The 19,870-nt window shown below is 68.3% G+C and carries 20 protein-coding genes; 8 read left to right on the top strand and 12 right to left on the bottom strand.

Going from position 1 to position 19,870, the window contains the following annotated elements; translation table 11 throughout:
- Window positions 1-56 precede the first annotated feature (56 nt).
- Genes D3H54_RS17000 through D3H54_RS16990 form a run of 3 tightly spaced genes read left to right on the top strand, consistent with a single transcriptional unit; the run spans window position 57 to window position 4,712 of the window.
- Window positions 57-2,708 (top strand): circularly permuted type 2 ATP-grasp protein, encoded by a 2,652-nt coding sequence (locus tag D3H54_RS17000; RefSeq protein WP_286198904.1) that lies wholly within the window; start codon window positions 57-59, stop codon window positions 2,706-2,708.
- Window positions 2,705-3,619, top strand: a complete 915-nt coding sequence (locus D3H54_RS16995) for a transglutaminase family protein (protein WP_149380044.1) — start codon at window positions 2,705-2,707, stop codon at window positions 3,617-3,619. The genes D3H54_RS17000 and D3H54_RS16995 overlap by 4 nt, the downstream gene beginning before the upstream one ends.
- Window positions 3,612-4,712, top strand: coding sequence for a zinc-binding metallopeptidase family protein (locus D3H54_RS16990; RefSeq protein WP_149380043.1), 1,101 nt, complete (start codon window positions 3,612-3,614; stop codon window positions 4,710-4,712). Before D3H54_RS16995 ends, D3H54_RS16990 begins: the two co-directional genes overlap by 8 nt.
- Here D3H54_RS16990 and D3H54_RS16985 read toward each other — a convergent pair.
- The 5 genes from D3H54_RS16985 to D3H54_RS16965 form a co-directional block, all read right to left on the bottom strand.
- Window positions 4,660-5,778 carry an SDR family oxidoreductase gene (locus tag D3H54_RS16985; protein WP_149380042.1) on the bottom strand — a complete coding sequence of 373 codons (1,119 nt, stop codon included), beginning with the start codon at window positions 5,776-5,778 and terminating at the stop codon, window positions 4,660-4,662. The genes D3H54_RS16990 and D3H54_RS16985 overlap by 53 nt on opposite strands.
- On the bottom strand, window positions 5,771-6,238 hold the full coding sequence (locus D3H54_RS16980) for a MerR family transcriptional regulator (protein WP_149380041.1): 468 nt from the start codon (window positions 6,236-6,238) through the stop codon (window positions 5,771-5,773). The genes D3H54_RS16985 and D3H54_RS16980 overlap by 8 nt, the downstream gene beginning before the upstream one ends.
- 103 nt (window positions 6,239-6,341) lie before the next feature.
- Window positions 6,342-6,842 (bottom strand): flavodoxin domain-containing protein, encoded by a 501-nt coding sequence (locus D3H54_RS16975; RefSeq protein WP_149380040.1) that lies wholly within the window; start codon window positions 6,840-6,842, stop codon window positions 6,342-6,344.
- Complete coding sequence (locus D3H54_RS16970; RefSeq protein ID WP_149380039.1) at window positions 6,839-7,423, bottom strand: hypothetical protein; 585 nt, start codon at window positions 7,421-7,423, stop codon at window positions 6,839-6,841. The genes D3H54_RS16975 and D3H54_RS16970 overlap by 4 nt, the downstream gene beginning before the upstream one ends.
- Window positions 7,424-7,551: 128 nt before the next feature.
- Window positions 7,552-8,784: a serine hydrolase domain-containing protein gene (locus D3H54_RS16965; protein ID WP_149380038.1), complete on the bottom strand. Its 1,233-nt coding sequence runs from the start codon at window positions 8,782-8,784 to the stop codon at window positions 7,552-7,554.
- An 87-nt stretch (window positions 8,785-8,871) separates the two neighbouring features.
- Between D3H54_RS16965 and D3H54_RS16960 the strand changes: the two genes are divergently transcribed.
- Together D3H54_RS16960 and D3H54_RS16955 are read left to right on the top strand one after the other, a co-directional pair.
- Entirely contained in the window at window positions 8,872-9,711 is an 840-nt protein-coding gene (locus D3H54_RS16960) for a DUF3097 domain-containing protein (RefSeq protein WP_149380037.1), read from the top strand.
- Window positions 9,712-9,862: 151 nt separating this feature from the next.
- The gene (locus D3H54_RS16955; protein WP_115319687.1) at window positions 9,863-11,074 is read left to right on the top strand and encodes an acyl-CoA dehydrogenase family protein; all 1,212 of its coding nucleotides are present in this window, start codon (window positions 9,863-9,865) and stop codon (window positions 11,072-11,074) included.
- Here D3H54_RS16955 and D3H54_RS16950 read toward each other — a convergent pair whose 3' ends face one another.
- From D3H54_RS16950 to D3H54_RS16940, 3 genes are read right to left on the bottom strand one after another with little or no spacing between them, the layout of a single operon-like run.
- Window positions 11,075-11,851 (bottom strand): SDR family NAD(P)-dependent oxidoreductase, encoded by a 777-nt coding sequence (locus tag D3H54_RS16950; protein WP_149380036.1) that lies wholly within the window; start codon window positions 11,849-11,851, stop codon window positions 11,075-11,077. It lies immediately after the preceding gene.
- The gene (locus tag D3H54_RS16945; RefSeq protein WP_286198903.1) at window positions 11,848-12,291 is read right to left on the bottom strand and encodes a nuclear transport factor 2 family protein; all 444 of its coding nucleotides are present in this window, start codon (window positions 12,289-12,291) and stop codon (window positions 11,848-11,850) included. Before D3H54_RS16945 ends, D3H54_RS16950 begins: the two co-directional genes overlap by 4 nt.
- A gap of 44 nt (window positions 12,292-12,335) precedes the next feature.
- A complete protein-coding gene (locus D3H54_RS16940; protein WP_149380034.1) occupies window positions 12,336-13,190 on the bottom strand; it encodes an LLM class F420-dependent oxidoreductase in 855 nt (284 codons plus the stop codon).
- Window positions 13,191-13,295: 105 nt separating this feature from the next.
- On the opposite strand from D3H54_RS16940, the gene D3H54_RS16935 reads away from it, so the two are divergent.
- On the top strand, window positions 13,296-14,021 hold the full coding sequence (locus D3H54_RS16935) for an IclR family transcriptional regulator (RefSeq protein ID WP_149380033.1): 726 nt from the start codon (window positions 13,296-13,298) through the stop codon (window positions 14,019-14,021).
- 23 nt (window positions 14,022-14,044) lie between these two features.
- Here D3H54_RS16935 and D3H54_RS16930 read toward each other — a convergent pair whose 3' ends face one another.
- Both D3H54_RS16930 and D3H54_RS16925 read right to left on the bottom strand, forming a co-directional pair.
- Window positions 14,045-15,391, bottom strand: a complete 1,347-nt coding sequence (locus D3H54_RS16930) for an HNH endonuclease signature motif containing protein (protein ID WP_168214894.1) — start codon at window positions 15,389-15,391, stop codon at window positions 14,045-14,047.
- 92 nt (window positions 15,392-15,483) lie between these two features.
- The gene (locus D3H54_RS16925; protein ID WP_149380032.1) at window positions 15,484-16,272 is read right to left on the bottom strand and encodes an SDR family NAD(P)-dependent oxidoreductase; all 789 of its coding nucleotides are present in this window, start codon (window positions 16,270-16,272) and stop codon (window positions 15,484-15,486) included.
- A gap of 97 nt (window positions 16,273-16,369) precedes the next feature.
- On the opposite strand from D3H54_RS16925, the gene D3H54_RS16920 reads away from it, so the two are divergent.
- Complete coding sequence (locus D3H54_RS16920; RefSeq protein WP_149380031.1) at window positions 16,370-16,951, top strand: TetR/AcrR family transcriptional regulator; 582 nt, start codon at window positions 16,370-16,372, stop codon at window positions 16,949-16,951.
- Here the strand turns inward: D3H54_RS16920 and D3H54_RS16915 are convergent.
- The gene (locus D3H54_RS16915) at window positions 16,928-17,824 is read right to left on the bottom strand and encodes a DMT family transporter (protein WP_149380030.1); all 897 of its coding nucleotides are present in this window, start codon (window positions 17,822-17,824) and stop codon (window positions 16,928-16,930) included. The genes D3H54_RS16920 and D3H54_RS16915 overlap by 24 nt on opposite strands.
- Window positions 17,825-17,859: 35 nt before the next feature.
- Here D3H54_RS16915 and D3H54_RS16910 point away from each other — a divergent pair, with 35 nt between their 5' ends.
- Window positions 17,860-19,188: a replication-associated recombination protein A gene (locus tag D3H54_RS16910; RefSeq protein ID WP_149380029.1), complete on the top strand. Its 1,329-nt coding sequence runs from the start codon at window positions 17,860-17,862 to the stop codon at window positions 19,186-19,188.
- A gap of 7 nt (window positions 19,189-19,195) precedes the next feature.
- On the opposite strand, the gene D3H54_RS16905 is transcribed toward D3H54_RS16910, so the two are convergent.
- Window positions 19,196-19,849, bottom strand: a complete 654-nt coding sequence (locus D3H54_RS16905) for a hypothetical protein (protein WP_149380028.1) — start codon at window positions 19,847-19,849, stop codon at window positions 19,196-19,198.
- Between the last annotated feature and the right edge of the window lie 21 nt (window positions 19,850-19,870).

Here is a 19,870-nt window from a genome sequence, read left to right as displayed (position 1 = left end):
AATATGCTCGGGGCGGGCCATGCGTGCGCAGGAGTCTGGAATCAGGAGGTGGGCCGTTGTCGCTGTCCGCTGCCGGTTCTGGATTGAGCCGCTCAAGTCATGACCCGGACCGTCTGCTCGCCGGATACCGCGCCGCACGCGCCCAGGACGCGTTGTTCGACCTGCACGGCGGTGGGGCGGGTGCCTTCGGTGACACCGGGTACGACGAGTTCGTCGACGCCACCGGTGCCATCCGACCGTCGTGGCAGGAACTCGGTGATCTCATCGGCGAGCGCGGCCGGGCCGGACTGGAACGGCTGCGCGGCGTGGTGCGCGGGTTGGTCGACAACGACGGCATCACCTACATCGAGGTCGACGACTCGGGAGCCGCCCCCGGCGAGGGCATCGCGACGCCGGGCACCTGGCATCTCGACGCGATACCGCTGGTGGTGTCCGCCGCCGACTGGGAGACGCTGGAAGCCGGTGTGCTGCAACGGTCCCGGCTGCTCGACGCCGTCCTGACCGATCTCTACGGTGAGCGGCGGGCGATCACCACCGGGATCCTGCCGCCGCAGTTGCTGTTCGGGCATCCCGGGTACATCCGGGCCGCCCGCGGCATCGAGAATCCCGGGCGCCATCAACTGTTCATGCTCGGCTGCGACGTCAGCCGGGCCGCCGACGGCCGATTCGTGGTCAACGCCGACTGGGCGCAGGCGCCGTCGGGGGCCGGGTACGCACTGGCCGATCGCCGGGTGGTCGCCCACGCCGTGCCCGACGTCTACGAACGCATCGGTCCGCGCCCGGCCTCGCCGTTCGCGCAGGCGCTGCGACTGGCACTCATCGAGGCCGCGCCCGAGGCCGCCGAAGATCCGGTGGTGGTGGTGCTCAGCCCCGGCATCCACTCCGAGACCGCCTTCGACCAGGCCTACCTGGCGTCGGTGCTGGGTTTTCCGCTGGTGGAGAGTGCAGACCTGGTGGTGCGCGACGGCAAGCTGTTGATGCGGTCGCTGGGCACCCTCAAGCGCGTGGACGTGGTGCTGCGCCGGGTCGACGCCGACTACGCCGACCCGCTGGATCTGCGACCCGATTCCCGGCTCGGCGTGGTCGGACTGGTCGAGGTGCAGCGGCGGGGCGCGGTGACGGTGGTGAACACCCTCGGCGCCGGGATTCTGGAAAGCCCTGGGCTGCAGCGCTTCCTGCCTCAACTGGCGGAACGGTTGTTGGGGGAGAAGCCGTTGCTGGACACCCCGCAGCTCTACTGGGGCGGATTCGACCGGGAGCGCTCCCATCTGGTGGCGCGGCTGAACACGCTGCTGATCAAGTCGACGGTCGGGGGCGAGACGATCGTGGGGCCCGCGCTGTCGGCGCAGCAGCGCCAGGAGCTGACCGCGCGCATCGAGGCCCACCCCTGGCAGTGGGTGGGCCAGGAGCTGCCGCAGTTCTCCTCCGCGCCCACCGACCGCTACCCGGGCGGGGTGTCGGCAGCCAGTGTCGGTATGCGGTTGTTCACGGTGTCTCAGCGCGGCGGGTATGCGCCGATGATCGGTGGGCTGGGCTACGTGCTGGCGCCCGGCAACTCCGCCTATGTGCTGAAAACCATTGCCGCCAAGGATGTCTGGATCCGACCGCCGACGCGGGCCAAGGCCGATACGTTGACCGTGCCGCCGGTGGAGCTGCCCAGCGGCACCCGCTCGGTCAGCTCGCCGCGCGTGTTGTCTGACCTGTTCTGGATGGGCCGCTACGGCGAGCGCGCCGAGAACCTGGCCCGGCTGCTGATCGTCACCCGCGAGCGGTACCACGAATATCGCTACCGCCAGGACATGGACGGCAGCGAATGTGTGCCGGTCCTGTTGCACGCCCTGGGCGTGGTCACCGGCACCGAGACCGACGCCGCGGGCACCTACGCCGAGGCGGTGTCCGGCGCTCAGCGCACCCTCTGGTCGCTGACCGTCGACCGGCAGCGCCCCGGGTCGCTGGCCCACTCCGTCGAACGGCTCGGGCTGGCCGCCCGCTCGGTGCGCGACCAGATGTCCAACGACACGTGGATGGTGCTCGGCGCCGTCGAGCGGGCGCTGGCCGAGCAGGCCGGTTCGCCGCGCGGGGCGCGGATCGACGACACCCAGCTCGCTCTCGCCCAACAGCAGACCCTGGCAGGCATGCTGGCGCTGTCCGGGGTGGCCGCCGAGTCGATGGTCCGTGACGCCGGCTGGACCCTGATGGACATCGGCAAGCGCATCGAACGCGGGCTCGCGCTGTCGGCGCTGCTGCGTGCCACGCTGACCACCGTGCGCAGCCCGGACGCCGAACAGACCATCACCGAATCCGCACTGGTGGTCTGTGAATCGTCGGTCATATACCGCAGACGCAACCTGGGCCGGGTCAGCGTGGCCGCGGTGGCGGACCTGGTGTTGTTCGACCCGGAGAACCCCAGATCCCTTGTCTACCAATTGGAACGGCTGCGGTCGAATCTGCGGTTGCTGCCGGGCTCGTCGGGCTCGTCGCGGCCCGAGCGATTGGTCGACGAGATCAGCACGCGGCTGCGCCGGCTGGACCCCGCCGAACTCGAGCATGTCGACGACGACGGCCGCCGAAGCGAGCTCGACGGGCTGCTGAGTGGGATGCACACCGCGCTACGCGATCTGTCCGACGTCATCACCCGCACCCAGTTGTCGCTGCCCGGTGGGATGCAGCCGCTGTGGGGGCCTGATCAACTGCGGGTGATGCCATGACGGCGGGGGAGAGCGCAGCGCGCACGTACCGGATCACGCATCGCACCGCGTACGGCTATTCCGATGTGGTGACCAGTTCCTACGGCCGCGGCCATCTCACCCCGCGCGACACCACCGGACAGCGGTGTCTGTCCTACGAACTCGACATCGATCCGATACCCGCCGACCGCTCCACCAGCCTCGACGTCTACGGCAACATCAGCTCCTACTTCCACGTCACCGAGCATCACCGGGCGCTGACGGTGACCAGTCGCTCGGTCGTCGAGGTCGATCCGCCCGCGGCCGAGCACTATCAGGCCGGCTGGGCGCTGGCGCCGTGGGAAGCCGTCCGGCCGGTCGGCCACAACGGTGCGCTGGCATCCGAGTTCAGTCTGGACCTGCGCCCCCCGGAGATCACCGACGAAGTACGGGAGTACGCCGCGCCGAGTTTCGAGCCCGGCCGTCCGCTGGTCGAGGTGCTGCGAGATCTCAACTCACGAATATTCTCTGATTTCACCTATAAGTCGGGATCCACGACGGTGTCCACCCAGGTGGGTCAGGTTTTGGTGGCGCGAGAAGGGGTATGCCAGGACTTCGCTCGGCTGGCCATCGCCTGCCTGCGCGCCAACGGATTGGCGGCGAGTTATGTATCGGGCTACCTTGCCACCGACCCGCCGCCCGGAAAGGAACGGATGTACGGCGTGGACGCCACCCATGCCTGGGCCGCGGTGTGGACACCGCAAAATGATTGGCTCGGGCTCGATCCCACCAACGATCAGCTTGTCGATGAGCGCTACATCACCGTCGGCTGGGGGCGGGATTATGCCGACATCCCGCCGCTGCGCGGCATCATCTACACCGACTCCGAACGCAGCGTGATCGACGTCTCGGTGGACGTGGCACCCTATGACGGGGGTCTGGCGCATGCGTGACTTCATCTGCCCCAACTGCGGGCAGCATCTGGCGTTCGAGAACTCGGTCTGCCTGTCGTGCGGTAGCTCGGTCGGATTCTCCTTGGACGACATGGCATTTCTGGTGATCGCCTCCGGTGAGGAGAGTGAACACGGCGGTGCCGTCGACGCCGCCGACTTCCAGTTGTGTGCCAATCTTCATCTGGCCGAATGCAATTGGCTGGTCCGGGTGGAACCGGTCCGGCTGTTGTGCGCGTCCTGCCGGCTCACCCGGACCCGGCCCAATGACAACGACCTGCCTGCGCTGGGCGCCTTCGCGCTGGCCGAACGGGCCAAGCGACGCCTGATCGCCGAACTGCACGAACTCAAGTTGCCGATCGTCGGCCGTGACGAGGACCCGGAGTACGGACTGGCCTTCGACCTGTTGTCCAGCGCCAACGAGAAGGTGTTCACGGGCCACGACAACGGCTTGATCACACTGGATCTCGCCGAGGGCGACGACGTGCACCGCGAGCAGCTGCGTACCTCGATGGACGAGCCGTACCGCACGCTGCTGGGACACTTCCGGCATGAGGTCGGTCACTACTACTTCTATCGACTGGTCGGCACCTCACCGACGTACCTGGAGCGCTTCAACGAACTGTTCGGCGACCCGGACGCCGACTACCAGGCCGCCCTGGACCGGCACTACAGCGAAGGCGCGCCGCCCGGGTGGGAGGAGAACTACGTCTCCTCCTATGCCACCATGCACGCGGCCGAGGACTGGGCCGAGACGTTCGCGCACTACCTGCACATCCGCGACACCCTGGACACCGCCGCGGCGTTCGGTATCGCCCCGGCCAATGCCACCTATGAGCGACGAGTGTTGGGGCCCAGCGGATTCGACAACATCCTCGAGATGTGGCTGCCGTTGGCGTGGTCGCTGAACATGGTGAACCGGTCGATGGGCAAAGACGACCTGTATCCGTTCGTGCTCCCGGTGCCGGTGCTGGAGAAGATGCGTTTCATCCACACCGTCATCGACGAGGTGACGTCGTCGCCGACCAAGCTGGACGCGGCCATCAGCGGTCAGCAACAGCAGCAGAGCTGGGCGCCAACAAGCCTTCCGCGGTAGCCGCAACGGTGTCGGCGGCCGAGCGTGGGTGCCAGCCCAACTGCGTGACGGCCTTGGCGTTGCTCACCGACTTGGGTGTGCCCAGCAGGCCGGCCAATTCGCGTAGCGGTGGGACGAATCGTGCGCCGAACCGCACGGCCCAGTCCGGGACATCCCGGCTGGGCACCCGGGCGGCGCCGGCTCCCAGGCGGGAGCGCAGCACCGCCGCGATCTCGGGCAGCGTCACCGGTTGGCCCGCTGCGGCGAGGTAACGCTGACCGGCGGCCTGCGGGCTGGTCATCGCGCGCACCAACAGGTCGGCGACGTCACGAACGTCGACCACCGCGAACGATGCGCGGGCAGCAGCGGTGGTTGCCCGCGCGCGGGCGACCCGGGGTCGAACCCGGGGAACCGGTTCCGCGAGCGGACCCTGGCCAACGGGCAGCAGCGGTGGTTGCCCGCGCAGCAAGGCGTCGATGATCTGCACGGAGGTCGACAGGTTCTCGTCCAGCGGTGGCCCGAACACCCCGACCGGGTTGACCACCGCGAGTTCAGGACTGCCTGGGCGCTGCGCGAAATCCCATGCCGCGCGCTCGGCGAGCGTCTTGGACTTCACGTACGGACTGACCGCGTCGTCGGGGTTGGTCCAATCGGTTTCGTCGTACGGCGTCCCCGATGGTTTGGGGCTGTAGCCGATCGCCGCGAACGACGAGGTGATCACCACCCGGCGCACGCCTTCGGCGGCGGCGGCCCGCAATACCCGCAGGGTGCCCTCGCGCGCCGGGATGATGACCTCGTCCTCGTCGGCCGGCTGGCGGGGCGGGAACGGTGACGCCACGTGCTGCACGAACCGGCAGCCGCGCACCGCCTCGGTCCAGCCGTCGTCGGAATTCAGGTCGGCCACCACGATGTCCAGGTTTTCCACGTCGACACCGGCACCGGCCATCGTCTTGCGGAGTTCCTTGTCGCGGTTGCTGGTTCGGACGGTTGCCCGAACCAGGTAGCCGTCGGCGAGCAATCGCCGGATCAGGTGGCCCGCGACGAATCCGGAGCCGCCGGTCACCAACACCCGAACGGGTTCAGGCATGAGTCTTCTCCTCGGATATCAGTTGCGCACCCAGCGCGATGATGTCGGGCACCACCGCTTCTTCAGCAGCAATGTCGCCCCGTTCACGCGCCGCCCACAGCTGGGCTTTCGCTGCCGCATACTTCTGGCGCACCTGCAGCCGGGCGATGTCGTCGGCCAGCCGCCGGGCGTGGTCGTCGAACAGCTGCCGCTGATCGGCGGCAGCCGCCATGCCGCGGCGGATGTTGTCGACATAGGCGCGCATGTTCTGCACGCTCATGCCGGTGCTGCGCAGGCAGCTCAGGGATTCGATGGCGTCCACCAGTGCGGGCGGATAGCGGCGGTGACCGCTGCTGTCGTCGCGCGGCACCGGGTCGATCAGCCCGATCCGCTCGTAGTAGCGCAGCGCCGACTCGGTCAGACCGCTCTGACGGGAAACCTCCTGGATGGTCAGGTCCCTGGTTAACGGTGTGGTTGGCATACAGCCACTATGTCGAACTTAAAGCGCTTCAAGTCAAGTGTGCGGCTGATCACGGAAGCGGGCGATCAGCCGAGCGTCGTGCGCGGTTGCTCTGCAGCTTTACTCAGCTGGCGTCCGCGGACACCAGCTGTTGTGCGATGGTGGCGACCCATCGACGTACGTGATCGACATCGGTCCAGTCTCCGGCCCTGGTCCTCGCCATCGCGCTCGCGGGAAAGCCCCGTGCATCTGTTGCCAACGATCCACCGAACGTCTGATGGCCGCGGGCTCCAACCCGCTCGATGAGTTTCGCCACCTGGCGGGTGGGCGCGATAACGCCTCTCGCCGCTGAGTCGTCCAGCGGCCCGCTGCTGACGAGCCACACGGGCAGGTCGCGCAGCGGTGAGCTGTGTCGGCGGACGAAGCGCCTCGCGTCACGGTGCCATCTGTTCGCGTAGAGCGCCCCTGCCACGATCACCGCATCGACATCGGCCAGGCCCATGACATCCCGGGCCGGCATCACCACTGCAGTCAAGCCTGCCTCGGTGAGCGCCTCACCGATCATGGCCGCCAGTTTGGCGGTGCCACCCCGGGTTGAGCCATAGGCAACGAGTACGCGCTTCACCTCACGCCCTCCGCGTCATTCTTGATCTGGTGCAGCGTGGCTCGCATGATGTGCCCCACGAACGGGCGCACCAGCCACCAGTACCTGGCGAAGCTTCGACGAGAAGCCGGATCCGTTGTAGCCGTGCGACATTCATACGTGACCAAAGTTTCGCTTGATCCGTGGGGCAGTATCGAGAAGCCGGCAGCAATCTTGCCCCACCCGGGTTCGGTGAAATGACCGAACTCGTCGGCGTCGACGGTCCGCCAGTCGATGACAGGGCGCCAGAACCGTCCCACTGCGCCCAACACGATTTCATGTCCCTCGCGCTCGCCCAGCACCAGCCAACCCGGGATGCCGAGCCCATCGCCGACCACGACCGGTGACGAGGGTGGCGCCGCATGCCCGGTCAGCCTCATCGGCAACTGCCGCACCCACATGGCGGCGTCGAGGAGCGGGGTGTGTACCCGTAGCAGGTCCAGACTTCGAGTGGCGCGATATGTTGTGTCCGAGTCCGCCTGTACCACCGTGCTTTCGGCGATTGTCACGTCGTAGCGTGGCATCGCCTGATCGATGAGCGTGCTGTCGGTGCCGGTCGTCACCACTCCATAGTGGGTGGCATCCGACGGCCAGAGTAAGAGCCGAACTGCCCCCGACACAGGGACGATTGCCTCCAGTCGCCCCCGCCGTTGCGGGGCGAGTCATCAACTCACGTCGATCCGGTGGCCTCTCACGACTGCGGCCGCGCTCCGAGCACGTCGCGAAAGACCGCCTGCCGCAGTGCCAGTTCACGTGGATCGCTGGCCAGGTGGAAGCCGAGGCGGTTCATCACGTAGCCGAAGCCGATGCCGGTGTCGGGGTCGGCGAATCCGAACGATCCGCCGAAACCCGGTGTGCCGAAAGCCTTGTCGGACGACCCGAACTGCACCGCCGGCACCGGTTTGCAGAAACCCAGCGAGTACAGGATCTTGACGTTCATCACCCGGTCGCGGATGCCACCGCTGGGCGTCGGCGCGGGCCCGGCGAGGTCGTCCAGCACCGCGCCGGTCAAACCCAGGTCGGCACCGCCGGCCGCAGCCGCGCCGTAGAGCCGGGCCACCGCGCGGGCCGTGCCGATCCCGTTGCTCGACGGCATTTCCACCGCGCGCACCTCGTCGCGGTTGTAATCGCCATCCCACGGTTTGACGTCGCTGGGCACGCCGGTGGCTCGGGCGGCCAGTCCTACCGGGTTCAGCGCCGCCAGCGCAAAGCCGGCCGGCATCACGTTGAGGTGCAGCAGCGATTCGGCCCGCTTCCACTGATGCAGGTGCGCGACCCGGCTGCGGTCGACCTCGGCAGGCAGGCCGATATGCAGATCCAGCCCCAGCGGCGTGGCGATCTCGTCGGCCAGGAACCGGCCCACCGTGCGGCCCGCCGGGTCGGTCCGGCGAATCAATTCGGATTGGTACCAGCCCAACGTGATCGCGTGGTAGCCGTGCCGGGTGCCCGGCCGCCACGCCGGGGCCTGGCGGGCCAGGATCGGCGCCAGCCGGTCCGGATCGGCGACGTCGGCGAGGCTCGGGGCCGGGGTGAGCGCACACAAGCCGGCTTGATGGGCCAGCAGCTGGCGCACGGTCACCCCGCCCTTGCCGGACTGGGCGAATTCCGGCCAGTAGTCCGCGACCCTGGCGTCGTAGGACAGCAGCCCCTTGGAGACCGCCACCGCGAAGGCCATCGCGGTGACACCCTTGGTCGTGGAGAACATGTTGACCATCGTGTCGGCCTGCCACGGTGCCCTGGCTGTTCCGTCGCGGTAACCACCCCACAGGTCGACGACCTTGATGCCGTCGCGATACACCGCCACAGCGGCGCCGATCTCCTTGCCGGACGCCAGATTCGCGCGGAAGGCGTCGGCCACCTTGCCGTAGCCCTCGTCGACGTCGCCGCCCATCATGTCCGGTGACACCGCAACTTTGAGCACCATCGACGATCCCCTTTTGTTGCCGAGAGGATATGCCGACGCGCCGCGCGACAGGGCCGCATTCGCGGCGGCGGCCCCTACGATCGCCGGGTGGCTGATCGCTATGGCGCCGACGTACTGTCCAACAACCCGCACAGGTCGAACCGAACCCGCTCGACCGAGCAGGCCGTCGAACTTGGAATGGTCGTCGAGGACCCGCAATCAGGGTTCGTCGGCGCGGTGGTCGGCGTCGAAGGACCGCGGGTCGAACTCGAGGACCGCAACGGCAAGCGGCGGGTGTTTCCGCTCGGGCCGGGCTTCCTGTACGAGGGCAGGCCGGTGATCCTGACCGGACTGCGTCGGCAGGCACCGGCGGCCGCGCAACGCACGAAATCCGGCTCGGTGAAGGTGGCCGACACCCGCGCCAAGGTCGCCCTGGCCAGCCGCATCTATGTCGAGGGCCGGCACGACGCCGAACTCGTCGAGCAGGTGTGGGGCGAGGATCTGCGGGTCGAGGGCGTCGTCGTCGAGTATCTCGGCGGGGTCGACGATCTCGCCGGCATCGTGGCCGACTTCCGGCCAGGTCCGGGTCGTCGGCTCGGCGTCCTGGTGGATCACCTGGTCACCGGTTCCAAGGAGGCCCGCATCGCCGACGCCGTCCGGCGTGGTCCCGGCGGTGAGCACACGCTGGTGGTGGGCCATCCCTATGTGGACATCTGGCAGGCCGTCAAGCCGGAGCGCGTCGGGTTGAGTGCGTGGCCGTCGATCCCACGCGACGTCGAATGGAAGCACGGGATCTGCGCCGCGCTGCGGTGGCCGCACAACAACCAGGCCGACATCGCCCGGGCGTGGCAGCGGATCCGGTCGTCGGTGCGGGATTGGACCGATCTGGAGCCTGAACTGATCGGCCGGGTCGAGGAACTCATCGACTTCGTGACCCAGCCCGCCTGATTTCGTTGAACATGTGACGAATGTCGCAGGTCCGATCGGTTCCCACTCGGTGTACAGTCGTTCACTGTAACGATTTACCGCCGACTGCAGTCTGGTCGTCGTCACTTGGTGCGGCCGACGCGGTACGACTTGATCCGGAGCCTGCACAGCCATGACTTTCTCCCTTGAACTGCCAGAAGAAGTCGTCACCGTCCGCGACTGGGTGCACCAGTTCGCCGCCGACGTGGTGCGACCCGCGGCCGCCGAGTGGGACGAGCGCGAAGAAACCCCCTGGCCGCTGATCCAAGAGGCCGCCAAGGTCGGCCTCTACACCCCTGAGCTTTTCGCCGAGATGTCCGTCGAACCCTCCGGCCTCGGGATGATCACCGTGTTCGAGGAACTGTTCTGGGGCGACGCCGGCATCGCGCTGTCGATCCTGGGCACCGGGCTGGCCGCCGCATCGCTGGCCGCCAACGGCACCCCCGAGCAGCTGGGCCACTGGCTGCCCGAGATGTTCGGCACCCCGGGCGATCCGCACCTGGCGGCGTTCTGTTCCTCGGAGCCCGGCGCCGGTTCCGACGTCGGCGCCGTACGCACCCGCGCCCGCTACGAGCAGGCCACCGACGAGTGGGTGCTGGACGGCACCAAGACCTGGGCCACCAACGGCGGTATCGCCAACGTCCACATAGTGGTGGCCTCGGTGTATCCCGAGCTCGGAACCCGGGGTCAGGCGACGTTCATCATTCCGCCGAACACCCCCGGCTTCTCACAGGGGCAGAAGTTCAAGAAGCACGGCATCCGCGCCTCGCACACCGCCGAGGTGGTTCTCGAGAACGTCCGCGTGCCAGGCAATCTGATTCTGGGCGGGATGGAGAAGTTCGAGCAGCGGATCGCCCGCGCCCGGGAAGGCAAGCGCACCTCCGGGCAGGCGGCGATGGCGACATTCGAGCGCACCCGGCCCGCGGTCGGCGCGATGGCACTGGGCGTGGCCCGGGCCGCCTACGAGTACGCGCTCGAATACTCCTGCCAGCGCGAACAATTCGGCCGCCCGATCGGCGACTTCCAGGGCACCGGCTTCAAGCTGGCGGACATGAAGAGCCGCATCGACGCCTCCCGGCTGTTGATCTGGCGGGCCGGCTGGATGATGCGCAACAACAAGCCGTTCGCGTCGGCCGAGGGGTCGATGGCCAAGCTGTTCGCCAGCGAGACCGCGGTGTACGTCACCGACGAGGCGATCCAGATCCTCGGCGGCAACGGCTACACCCGCGACTACCCGGTGGAGCGGATGCACCGCGACGCCAAGATCTTCACGATCTTCGAGGGCACCAGCGAGATTCAGCGACTGGTGATCGCGCGGGCGCTGACCGGTCTGCCGCTGCGGTAACTAGTCGCCCAGGTCCGGCGCCCAGGCCACACCGTTGATGTGGCTGCCGCCGTCGGCGAACAGGGTGTTCCCGGTCAGGTAGCGCGAGCCCTCGCTCGCCAGAAACACTGCGATCGGGGCGATGTCGTCGTACGGGTCGCCCATCCGGCCCATCGGATTCGCGGCGTCGGCGATCGCCGCGATCTCGGGATGCTGGGCGGCCACCGCCAGGAACGCCTGACTTTTGGCGGCCGGGCAGATGGCGTTGACGGTCACCCCGGTCGGCGCCCATTCCCGTGCGGCGGTGCGGGTGAGCGTGCGCAACGCCTCTTTGGCGGCGTTGTACTCCAGCGAGCCGATGTGCGCGTTGACGCCGTTGAGGCTGCACATGTTGATCACCCGGCCCCAGCCACGTTGCTTCATGTGGCCGAACGCTTTTCGCATCGCCCAGAACGGGCCGTAGTAGCCGACGGCGAGACCATGGGCCAATTCGTCGTCGGTCTTGTTCTCCACCCGGCCGATACCGCCGCCGCCCCAGGCGTTGTTCACCAGGACATCGATCGACCCGTATTCGGTCACTGCTGCGGCGACGGCGTTCTCCACCTGGTCGCGTTGGGACACGTCAGTGGCGACGAACAGTCCGCCGATCTCCTCGGCCACCGACGTGCCTGCCGTGGAATCGAATTCGGCCACGACAACGCGGGCGCCTTCGTCGGCGAACCTGCGCGCGATGCCCGCACCGATTCCCGCGCCGGCGCCGGTGACCAGCGCGACCTTGCCCTCCAGTGCGCCGCTCATCGGGCGAGTCCTTCCGCGATCAGGGTCATGGCCTGACCGCTGCCGTCGAGTTGGCGGGCGGTGCGGCTGACGATCTCCCACCCGTGGTCGGCGCGCTGCAGGCGGATGAGGTGCACGCCGGCCCGGGCGACGGCGAAGCCGCGGGACTCCCGGCGCACCAGCAGCATCGACTGGCAAATCGCGACGGCCTCGTCGCCGTCGACGGTGACCGCGGGCGGGCCGAAGAAGTGGCAGCAGCCGCGGGCGATCAAGCCCCGATGCTCCTCCGAGCGCACCATGGCGGCGACGTCGTCGCGGCTGGACATCTGCCAGTCACCGGTGTCGTAGCCGCCGTCGACCGCCCACAGCGCGGCGACCGCGTCGGGGTCACCCGAGTCGACGAGCGGTCCGTAGGAGGCGATGAGACGGGCGATATCGCGTTCGTCTTCAAGGGTTTTCACGCGTCGCGCGAGGCTCTCCAAGGTATCGCTCACGGGCTTCCTCTCTACAGTTCGCCGGCCAGATCCCGGAGCGCGGCGAGCTGGTCGCAATAGTGCTCGGGGGAGTCGGCGCTCACCGAACAGGTGATCGCGGTGGCGCCGACATCGCGTAACGCGATGAGCCGCTTGACCGTTCGGTCGGCATCGGCGATCGGATCGACGGCACGGCCGGTCGACAGCACCACCTCGAAACCCGGCGGCACGTTCTCTTTGGCCAGCATCGCGTCGATCTCGGTGGTGGTGAGGCCGAACGGTATCCAGCCGTCGGCCAGGCGGATCGCGCGGCGCAGCGATCGCAGGGTGCGCCCGCCGACCAGAATCGGCACCCGCTCCTGCACGGCGCAGGGCTCGACGGCGAACCCGTCGAATGCGTAATGGCTGCCGCGGTAGGACGGCCGGGTGGTCGACAGCGACGCGCGCAGTGCGCGGATCGCGTCGTCGGCGCGTTCACCGCGGTCGTCGAAGGATGCGCCGAGAAGGTCGAATTCCTCGGCCAGCGACCCGACGCCCACGCCGAGGACCAGTCGGCCGCCGCTGAGCCGGTCCAGCGTGCCGAACCGCTTGGCGATGTCCAGCGGGTGGTGATAGCCCAGCACCACCACCGATGTCGTCAGCGAGATCCGGGTGGTGTGGGCGGCCAGGAAGCCGAAGGTCGAGAGTGGATCCCAGTAGGTCAGGCCGCGCTGCGCGCCGTCGCCGACCGGGACGGCGATGTGTTCGGCGCAGGTGAGGTGGTCGAAGCCCAGCTCGTCAGCGGTGCGGGCGATATGGGCCAGGTCGTCGACGCCTGCGGTGGTCTCCCATGCGGAGGACACCCCGGGCAGCTGCATCACCATCGGCGTCGACAGTCCGATCCGCACAGTGCTTGTCTAACCGGCGCCACACCGGTCGGATGCTTGCGTCCCGGTGATCGAGACCGCTACGGTGCGGTAGAACGAATTCTCCCCAACCGGACAGGAGTGCTGATGACCGCGGCTCTCACCGATACCGCGCCGGCCTCGATGCTCGACCGGTTCACGGCCATCATCGACGCGTTCGACGACACGTCAGCAGGTCTCACGCTGGATCAGATCGCCGCACGGGCGCATCTGCCGCGTTCGACCACGCACCGGATTCTCGACCAGCTGGTGCGGCTGCAGTGGCTGACGCATTCGGGTCGCGGCTATCGGCTCGGCGCGCGGACTTCGGCGTGGGGCACCGGTGACAGTGCCGACGTCCGGCTGCGGTCGGTCGCGGCGCCGGTGCTGCACGAGCTTCAGGTGCGCACCGGTGCGGTGGTGCATCTGGGCCTGCTCGACCGCGGTGAGGTCGTACATCTGGACAAGCTGGGCGGGCCGTCGGCGCGGCAGGTGCCGACCTCGGTCGGCGTGCGGATCCCGGCCCACCGGGTGGCGCTGGGCGTCGCCGCGCTGGCCGGGTTGTCGCCGGAGGACGTGGTCGCCGAACTGAGTTATGTCCAGGGCTGGGAGCCCGACGCGACGTGGTGGGGCGAACTGCACAAGGTCCGCCGCCGCGTCGTCGTGCGCCACGGTGACTACGCCGGCCCGATGGTGTCGGTGGCCGCCACGGTCGGTTCGCGTGCCGCGATCGGGCTGGTCACTTCGGACCGGGTGCTCGCGCAGCGATGTCAGCCACTGGTCGCCGCATCGGCGGCGCGGATCGCCCGCTCGTTGGCGGGCGCGACCAACTAGGCGGCTGGCTCGCCGACCGCAAATCAGGCAGCCGGGTCGCCGGTGTCTTCGGCGGGCGGGTCGACGTCGTTCCCGAGCAGCTGCTCGGGATGGTGATAGTCGTTGGTACCGCGATGCAGCATGGGTAGTTCGGGTGGTGGGATCCACTCGGTGTCGCCATTGGCGAGTTTTCGCGTTCTCCAGCCTTGGTCGAGTAGCCGGTGATCGGGTCGGCAGGTAAGGGTGAGCCTGTCGATGTTCGTCAGGCCGCCATCGGCCCATTCGTCGACATGGTGCACTTCGGTGAGATAGCCGGGTGCGTCGCATCCGGGGCGTGTGCAGCCACGTTCCTTGCTGTGCAGCATTATTCGCTGATCGGCCGAGGCGACGCGTTTGGTGCGGCCCAGCCACAACCCGCGGCCATCGACTTTGTCGAACAGGGCCAGATAGTGATACGCGTGGGCGCCGAGCCGGATGACCTCCGAGATCGGCAGCAACGTGCCGGCGGCGGTGACCCCATGCCCGGTCTTGGCCTGAATGTCCTGCAGGGTCGCCGACACGATCACTGTGACCGGTAACCCGTTGTGCTGGCCGAACTTCGGATCACCCAACGACACTCGCAGCAGGGCCTTGAGCGCATCGTGCTGACGTTGGCCATAACTGCGGAGATCCCGCTCGGCGACTTCGCCGGTTGGGGTGGTGGTGGGGCTCTCGTCGGCCGGATTACACATTCCCGGTGCGGCGAACTTTGCCATCCAAGCGTCGATCAGCGACCGCAGCTCGGGGTCGGCGATCAATCGGCCCACGCTCATGCCGTCGACCTGTTGGCCGCCGCACCAGACGAAGCCGCGTTTGCGGGCTCGGTCTTCGTCGGAGAATGTCCCGTCAGGATTGAGATGCAAGGCCAACCGGTGGGCGACTTTCTCGAGTTGATCGGGCCGCAACACCGACGCCTTGTCGGCTAATGACTTCTCGGCCTTCTCAACCTCGACCGGGGGCACGTGATCGGGTAGGTCGCGGAAAAACTTCTGGATCACCCGCAGGTGTTCACTGTCGAGTCGCCCCTCATGCCACGCCTTCGAGGTTTCCGGCAGAAGTGGCGGTAGCGGCTGACCGGTCAACGCTCGGCGGGGTGCGAGTTGCTCGGCATCCCGGATACGCCGTTTGGCCTCACGCGGGCTGATCCGCAGTACGTCGGCCAAGGTGATCGCCACCGGCGGGCAGCCTTCGACCTGTTCTAGCCGAGAAATCAATGTGTGAGATAGCGCGACCTGATGACGTATTGCGGACTCCCACTCCTCGAGCACCAAAACGGTCGGCCGAGGAAAGCTCATCGAGATCGACTGCGGCCACGCACTCGAGGTATCGAGCGCGTGCCTCCCGCATGACATCGATCCCACTCACACTTCGAACACTAGTGCGAACCACTGACAAAAAATTGATCGCGGAGCCGCCCTGGGGATGGACGCCGATCTGGGGACGGCTACGTCAGCCCCATCAACTTCTGCATCATCCGGTGCGCACCGGCCACCACCTTCGTGCGATCCGGATCATTGCGCCGCGCAACGTCTTCCGCGTTGCCGCCCGCGACGAACACCGGGCCGTTCGGCAACTGCTCCAGCCCTTCGCGGGCGACGTCGGCCGGGTCGGCCACCCGCATGCCGGGCACGTCGAAGTTCAGGCCGACCCGTTCCATCGCCGGCGTGCGGGTGACGCCGAGTACCAGCTCCAGCACGTCGACGCCGTAGTCGCGCAACTCCAGCCACAGCCCCTCGGCGAAGATGCGGCCGTAGGCCTTCACCCCGCCGTACACCGTGTGGCGCACCGAGCCCAGATATCCCGACATCGAGCCCACGAGCAGGATTCCGCCGCGGCGCCGCTGCCGCATCAGCTGGCCGTAGTGCTGCGTCAGCGCCATCATCGTGGTGATGTTCAGGTCGACCACCCGCTGAAAGTCGGCCAGGTCGGCGTCGAGAAACTCAGCACTACAGGTGTTCGCGCCCGCGTTGTAGATGAACAACCCGACCTCGAGCCCGTCGGTCGCCGCGGTCACCTCGTCGAGCGCGGCGGGCGACACGAGATCGGTTGCCACAGTGCGTACTTCGACGCCGAGCTCACGGCATTTCGCGGCCGTCACCTCGAGGGGCTCCGGTTTGCGTGCCACCAGAACGAGATTCACGCCCGACTCCGCCAACAAGCGGGCGAATTCGGCGCCGACGCCTTCAGAACCGCCGGCGATCACCGCCCATGGACCGTATTTCGCATAGGACACCTACCGATCGTTACGTGCCGTGCCCAAACCGGAGGGCAGGGTCCCGCTGATCGGTACCACTGCGCGGTCCGGTAGCTCATGCCCGATACTGAGTGACGTGCCGCGGATCGGAGAGCCCCGGGCGCCGGCCCGCCCGGCGACCGATGACCAGGAGAATCGCCGTGGCGCCATCCTCGCGGCCGCTGCCCGGCTGGGCGCTACCAAAGAGATCGACCGCATCGGGGCCCAGGAGATCGCGGCCGACGCCGGTGTGGCGCTGCGCACCCTGTACCGCTATTACCCTTCGAAGCACCACGTGTTCGCCGCGGTGCTCTTCGCCCAGGTGTCCAAGTTCCGTCCGCCGCCACCCAGCGGCGACCCGGCCGGAGACATTGCCGACCTGATGGTGGCGGCGTGTCGAAATCTATTGCGTCACAAGCATCTTGCGCACGCGATGATCACCTCGACGCAGATCGTCCGGGCGCAGGAAGACGCTCCCGACGATCCCACGCTTCGTGAGCTCATCCTCGACATCGCCGGCGTCGAGAACCCCACCGCCGAGCAGCTGCGCCGCACCCGGTTGGTCCAGCAGGCCGCGTTCGGGATCCTCACCTGGACAGTCGGCGGTGCGCTGCGCCCCGAGGACGCGCTGGCCGACGTCGACGTGGCCTGCCGACTACTCGTCGGCGACGTTTTCTGACGGATTCCGAGCTGCCACCCCGGCCGGGGTCGTCCGGCTCGCCAGCACCGAACCCGTCAGGATCAGCACCAGCCCGGCGATGTGGAACCAGGTCAGCGGTTCGCGCAGCAGCAGCACCCCGGCGACCAGCGCCACCGCCGGATTGACGTAGGTGAACAGCAGCGCGCGGGTGGCTCCCACCTCCCTGATCAGCGCGAAGAACACCACGAACGCCAGCGCCGTGCAGATTCCCGCCAGCGTCGCGATGGCCGCGTACGCGTGCGGCGTCAATGCGTGCCGGGGCCAGGTCAGGACCGCCGGGGTCAGATACACCAGTGCGGCCAGGCCCAGGCACGCCGACGTCAGAGCGGGGCCCGGCACGTCGGCCAGATACCGCGCGGCGATCAGCGGCGCGATCGCGTAGCACGTCGCGGTCAGCAGCACCTCGATCACCGGCCACGCGCCACCGGCCGACAATCCGGGCCCGGCCAGCACCGCCACACCCGCGAGCCCAACCCCGAGCCCGAACAACCGGGCGGGCCCGAGCCGCTCACCACCGGTCAGCCGGTCCAGAATCGCCGCGATGATGGGGGCGGCCGCGATCAGCAGCCCGGTCAGCGAGCTCGTCAGGTGCCGCTCGGCGTCCGACAACAGCAGCCAGGCCGCGATCATCTCGAAGAACGCGAACGCCGCCACTGCTTTCCAGTGCCGCCGCAGCAGCGTGCGGGCCTCTCGCGAGACTGCCATCGGCAGCAGCAGCACGGCGCCGACGACGCATCGGGTGAACACCAGCACCGGCACCGACACCTCGTCGACGGCCACTTTGATCAACAGATACGGGATGCCCCAGATGACGCTCATCGCGGCGAACAGGGCCCAGCCGCGCGCAGTCACGACGACCACATTACGAACGTGGTAAGTCTGGGGGCGTGTCCGACAGCCTGTTCGACGTGCCCGGCGACGCCGACGCCCGGGTCAGCTCGGCGGCGCCGACGTCGGCCCCGCTGGCCGTCCGGATGCGCCCGGCCAGCCTGGACGAGGTCGTCGGGCAGGAGAACCTGCTGCGCCAGGGGTCACCGCTGCGCCGCCTGGTCGAAGGCTCCGGCGCCGCATCTGTGATCCTGTACGGACCGCCCGGCACCGGCAAGACCACGCTCGCGTCGCTGGTGTCTCAGGCGACCGGGCGGCGGTTCGAGGCCCTCTCCGCGCTGAGCGCCGGAGTCAAGGAAGTCCGCGCCGTCATCGACAACGCACGGCGCGCCGCGGCCTACGGCGAGCAGACCGTGCTGTTCATCGACGAGGTGCACCGCTTCTCCAAGACCCAGCAGGACGCCCTGCTCGCGGCGGTCGAGAACCGGATCGTGCTGCTGGTGGCGGCCACCACCGAGAACCCGTCGTTCTCTGTGGTCGCGCCGCTGCTGTCGCGCTCCCTGATCCTGCAATTGCAGCCGCTGACCGCCGACAACATCCGCACCGTGCTGCTGCGCGCGATCGACGACCCGCGGGGGCTGGGCGGCGCGGTCACGGTCGACGACGACGCCGTCGACCTGGTGGTGCAGCTGTCGGCAGGGGATGCCCGACGTGCGCTGACCGCGCTGGAAGTCGCCGCCGAATCCGGCGAGCACGTCACCGTCGAGGTGATCGAGCAGTCGCTGGACAAGGCGGCGGTGCGCTACGACCGCGACGGCGACCAGCACTACGACGTCATCAGCGCGTTCATCAAGTCGATCCGCGGCTCGGACGTCGACGCTGCGCTGCACTATCTGGCGCGGATGCTGGTGGCGGGGGAGGACCCCCGGTTCCTGGCCCGCCGGTTGATGATCCTGGCCAGCGAGGACATCGGCATGGCCGACCCGACGGCACTGCTGACCGCGGTCGCCGCCGCGCAGACCGTACAGCTGATCGGCATGCCCGAGGCGCAGCTGACCCTCGCGCACGCGACCGTGCATCTGGCCACCGCGCCGAAATCCAATGCCGTGACCACCGCGCTCGGTGCCGCGATGAACGACATCCGCAGCGGCAAGGCCGGTCTGGTACCGGCGCATCTGCGTGACGGGCATTACGCCGGGGCCGCCAAGCTCGGCAACGCGGTCGGCTACCGGTATCCGCACGACGACCCCGATGGTGTTGTGCCGCAACAGTATCCACCCGACGAAGTGGTGGGCGTCGACTACTACAAGCCGACGAACCACGGCGTCGAGCGTGAGATCGCCGGCCGACTGGACAAACTGCGCGCGATCATCCGGCGTAGGCGCTGAAGTGGTGTCAGTGCGGAAGCGGCGCCGGGCGAGCCGGCCGCTGCGCCCGCCGGCGAATGCCGCGCAGCATCCCGCGTTCCATCAGGAAATGCACGATGTCGAAGGCTGATTGGCCGACCGGTGCGCCGCTGCCGCGGACCAGCAGCCGGGTCGCCCCGGACTGCGGCCGCAGACAGAACGCCCATGATCCGAACGCTTTCTCGCCGCGCTGCACCCGCTCGTAGTCCGCCGCCGACATCAGCACGAGATGCGAGTTGGGCACGATCTCCGCGACCAGCTGACTGGCCCGCCGGCCATACCGTTGAGCCAGCCACACCGTGTCACCGACCTGCAGCTGCTGCCATTCCGGGTGGACGACGTCGGCGTTGTGCATCCGGGTCCCGACCAGACGCTCGAGAACGTCATAACTGTAGAAACCGCCGCGGTTCTCGCCGATCTGCACCAACCACGGCCAGACCTCCTCGACGGGCGCGTCGATGGTGATCGCCCGGGTGGTGCGGGCGCTTCCCGGTTCGACCAAGGCGTCGCCGGGCAGCTCGGCGGCGACCTCCGCATCGGTGGCACCCCACCCGTACATCGCGGGTCGGAGCACCCACCGGTAGACCGCGGCGATCCCGGCGGCCGCCATCCACGTGGCGAGGACCGGCCTCTGCTTGCTCATAGCCTGCAACGTTGCCCCGGC

This window comes from Mycobacterium sp. ELW1 (assembly GCF_008329905.1).
Lineage (GTDB): Bacteria > Actinomycetota > Actinomycetes > Mycobacteriales > Mycobacteriaceae > Mycobacterium.
The sequence above is the reverse complement of the archived record's forward strand: the minus strand, read 5'-3'. Positions and strand labels throughout refer to the sequence as shown.

Excerpts from the sequence above, each read along its gene's own strand:
- D3H54_RS16995 (WP_149380044.1), top strand. The coding sequence starts at position 2,705 with ATGACGGCGGGGGAGAGCGCAGCGCGCACGTACCGGATCACGCATCGC.
- D3H54_RS16990 (WP_149380043.1), top strand. The coding sequence starts at position 3,612 with ATGCGTGACTTCATCTGCCCCAACTGCGGGCAGCATCTGGCGTTCGAG.
- D3H54_RS16985 (WP_149380042.1), bottom strand. The coding sequence starts at position 5,778 with ATGCCTGAACCCGTTCGGGTGTTGGTGACCGGCGGCTCCGGATTCGTC.
- D3H54_RS16980 (WP_149380041.1), bottom strand. The coding sequence starts at position 6,238 with ATGCCAACCACACCGTTAACCAGGGACCTGACCATCCAGGAGGTTTCC.
- D3H54_RS16965 (WP_149380038.1), bottom strand. The coding sequence starts at position 8,784 with ATGGTGCTCAAAGTTGCGGTGTCACCGGACATGATGGGCGGCGACGTC.
- D3H54_RS16955 (WP_115319687.1), top strand. The coding sequence starts at position 9,863 with ATGACTTTCTCCCTTGAACTGCCAGAAGAAGTCGTCACCGTCCGCGAC.
- D3H54_RS16950 (WP_149380036.1), bottom strand. The coding sequence starts at position 11,851 with ATGAGCGGCGCACTGGAGGGCAAGGTCGCGCTGGTCACCGGCGCCGGC.
- D3H54_RS16935 (WP_149380033.1), top strand. The coding sequence starts at position 13,296 with ATGACCGCGGCTCTCACCGATACCGCGCCGGCCTCGATGCTCGACCGG.
- D3H54_RS16930 (WP_168214894.1), bottom strand. The coding sequence starts at position 15,391 with ATGTCATGCGGGAGGCACGCGCTCGATACCTCGAGTGCGTGGCCGCAG.
- D3H54_RS16905 (WP_149380028.1), bottom strand. The coding sequence starts at position 19,849 with ATGAGCAAGCAGAGGCCGGTCCTCGCCACGTGGATGGCGGCCGCCGGG.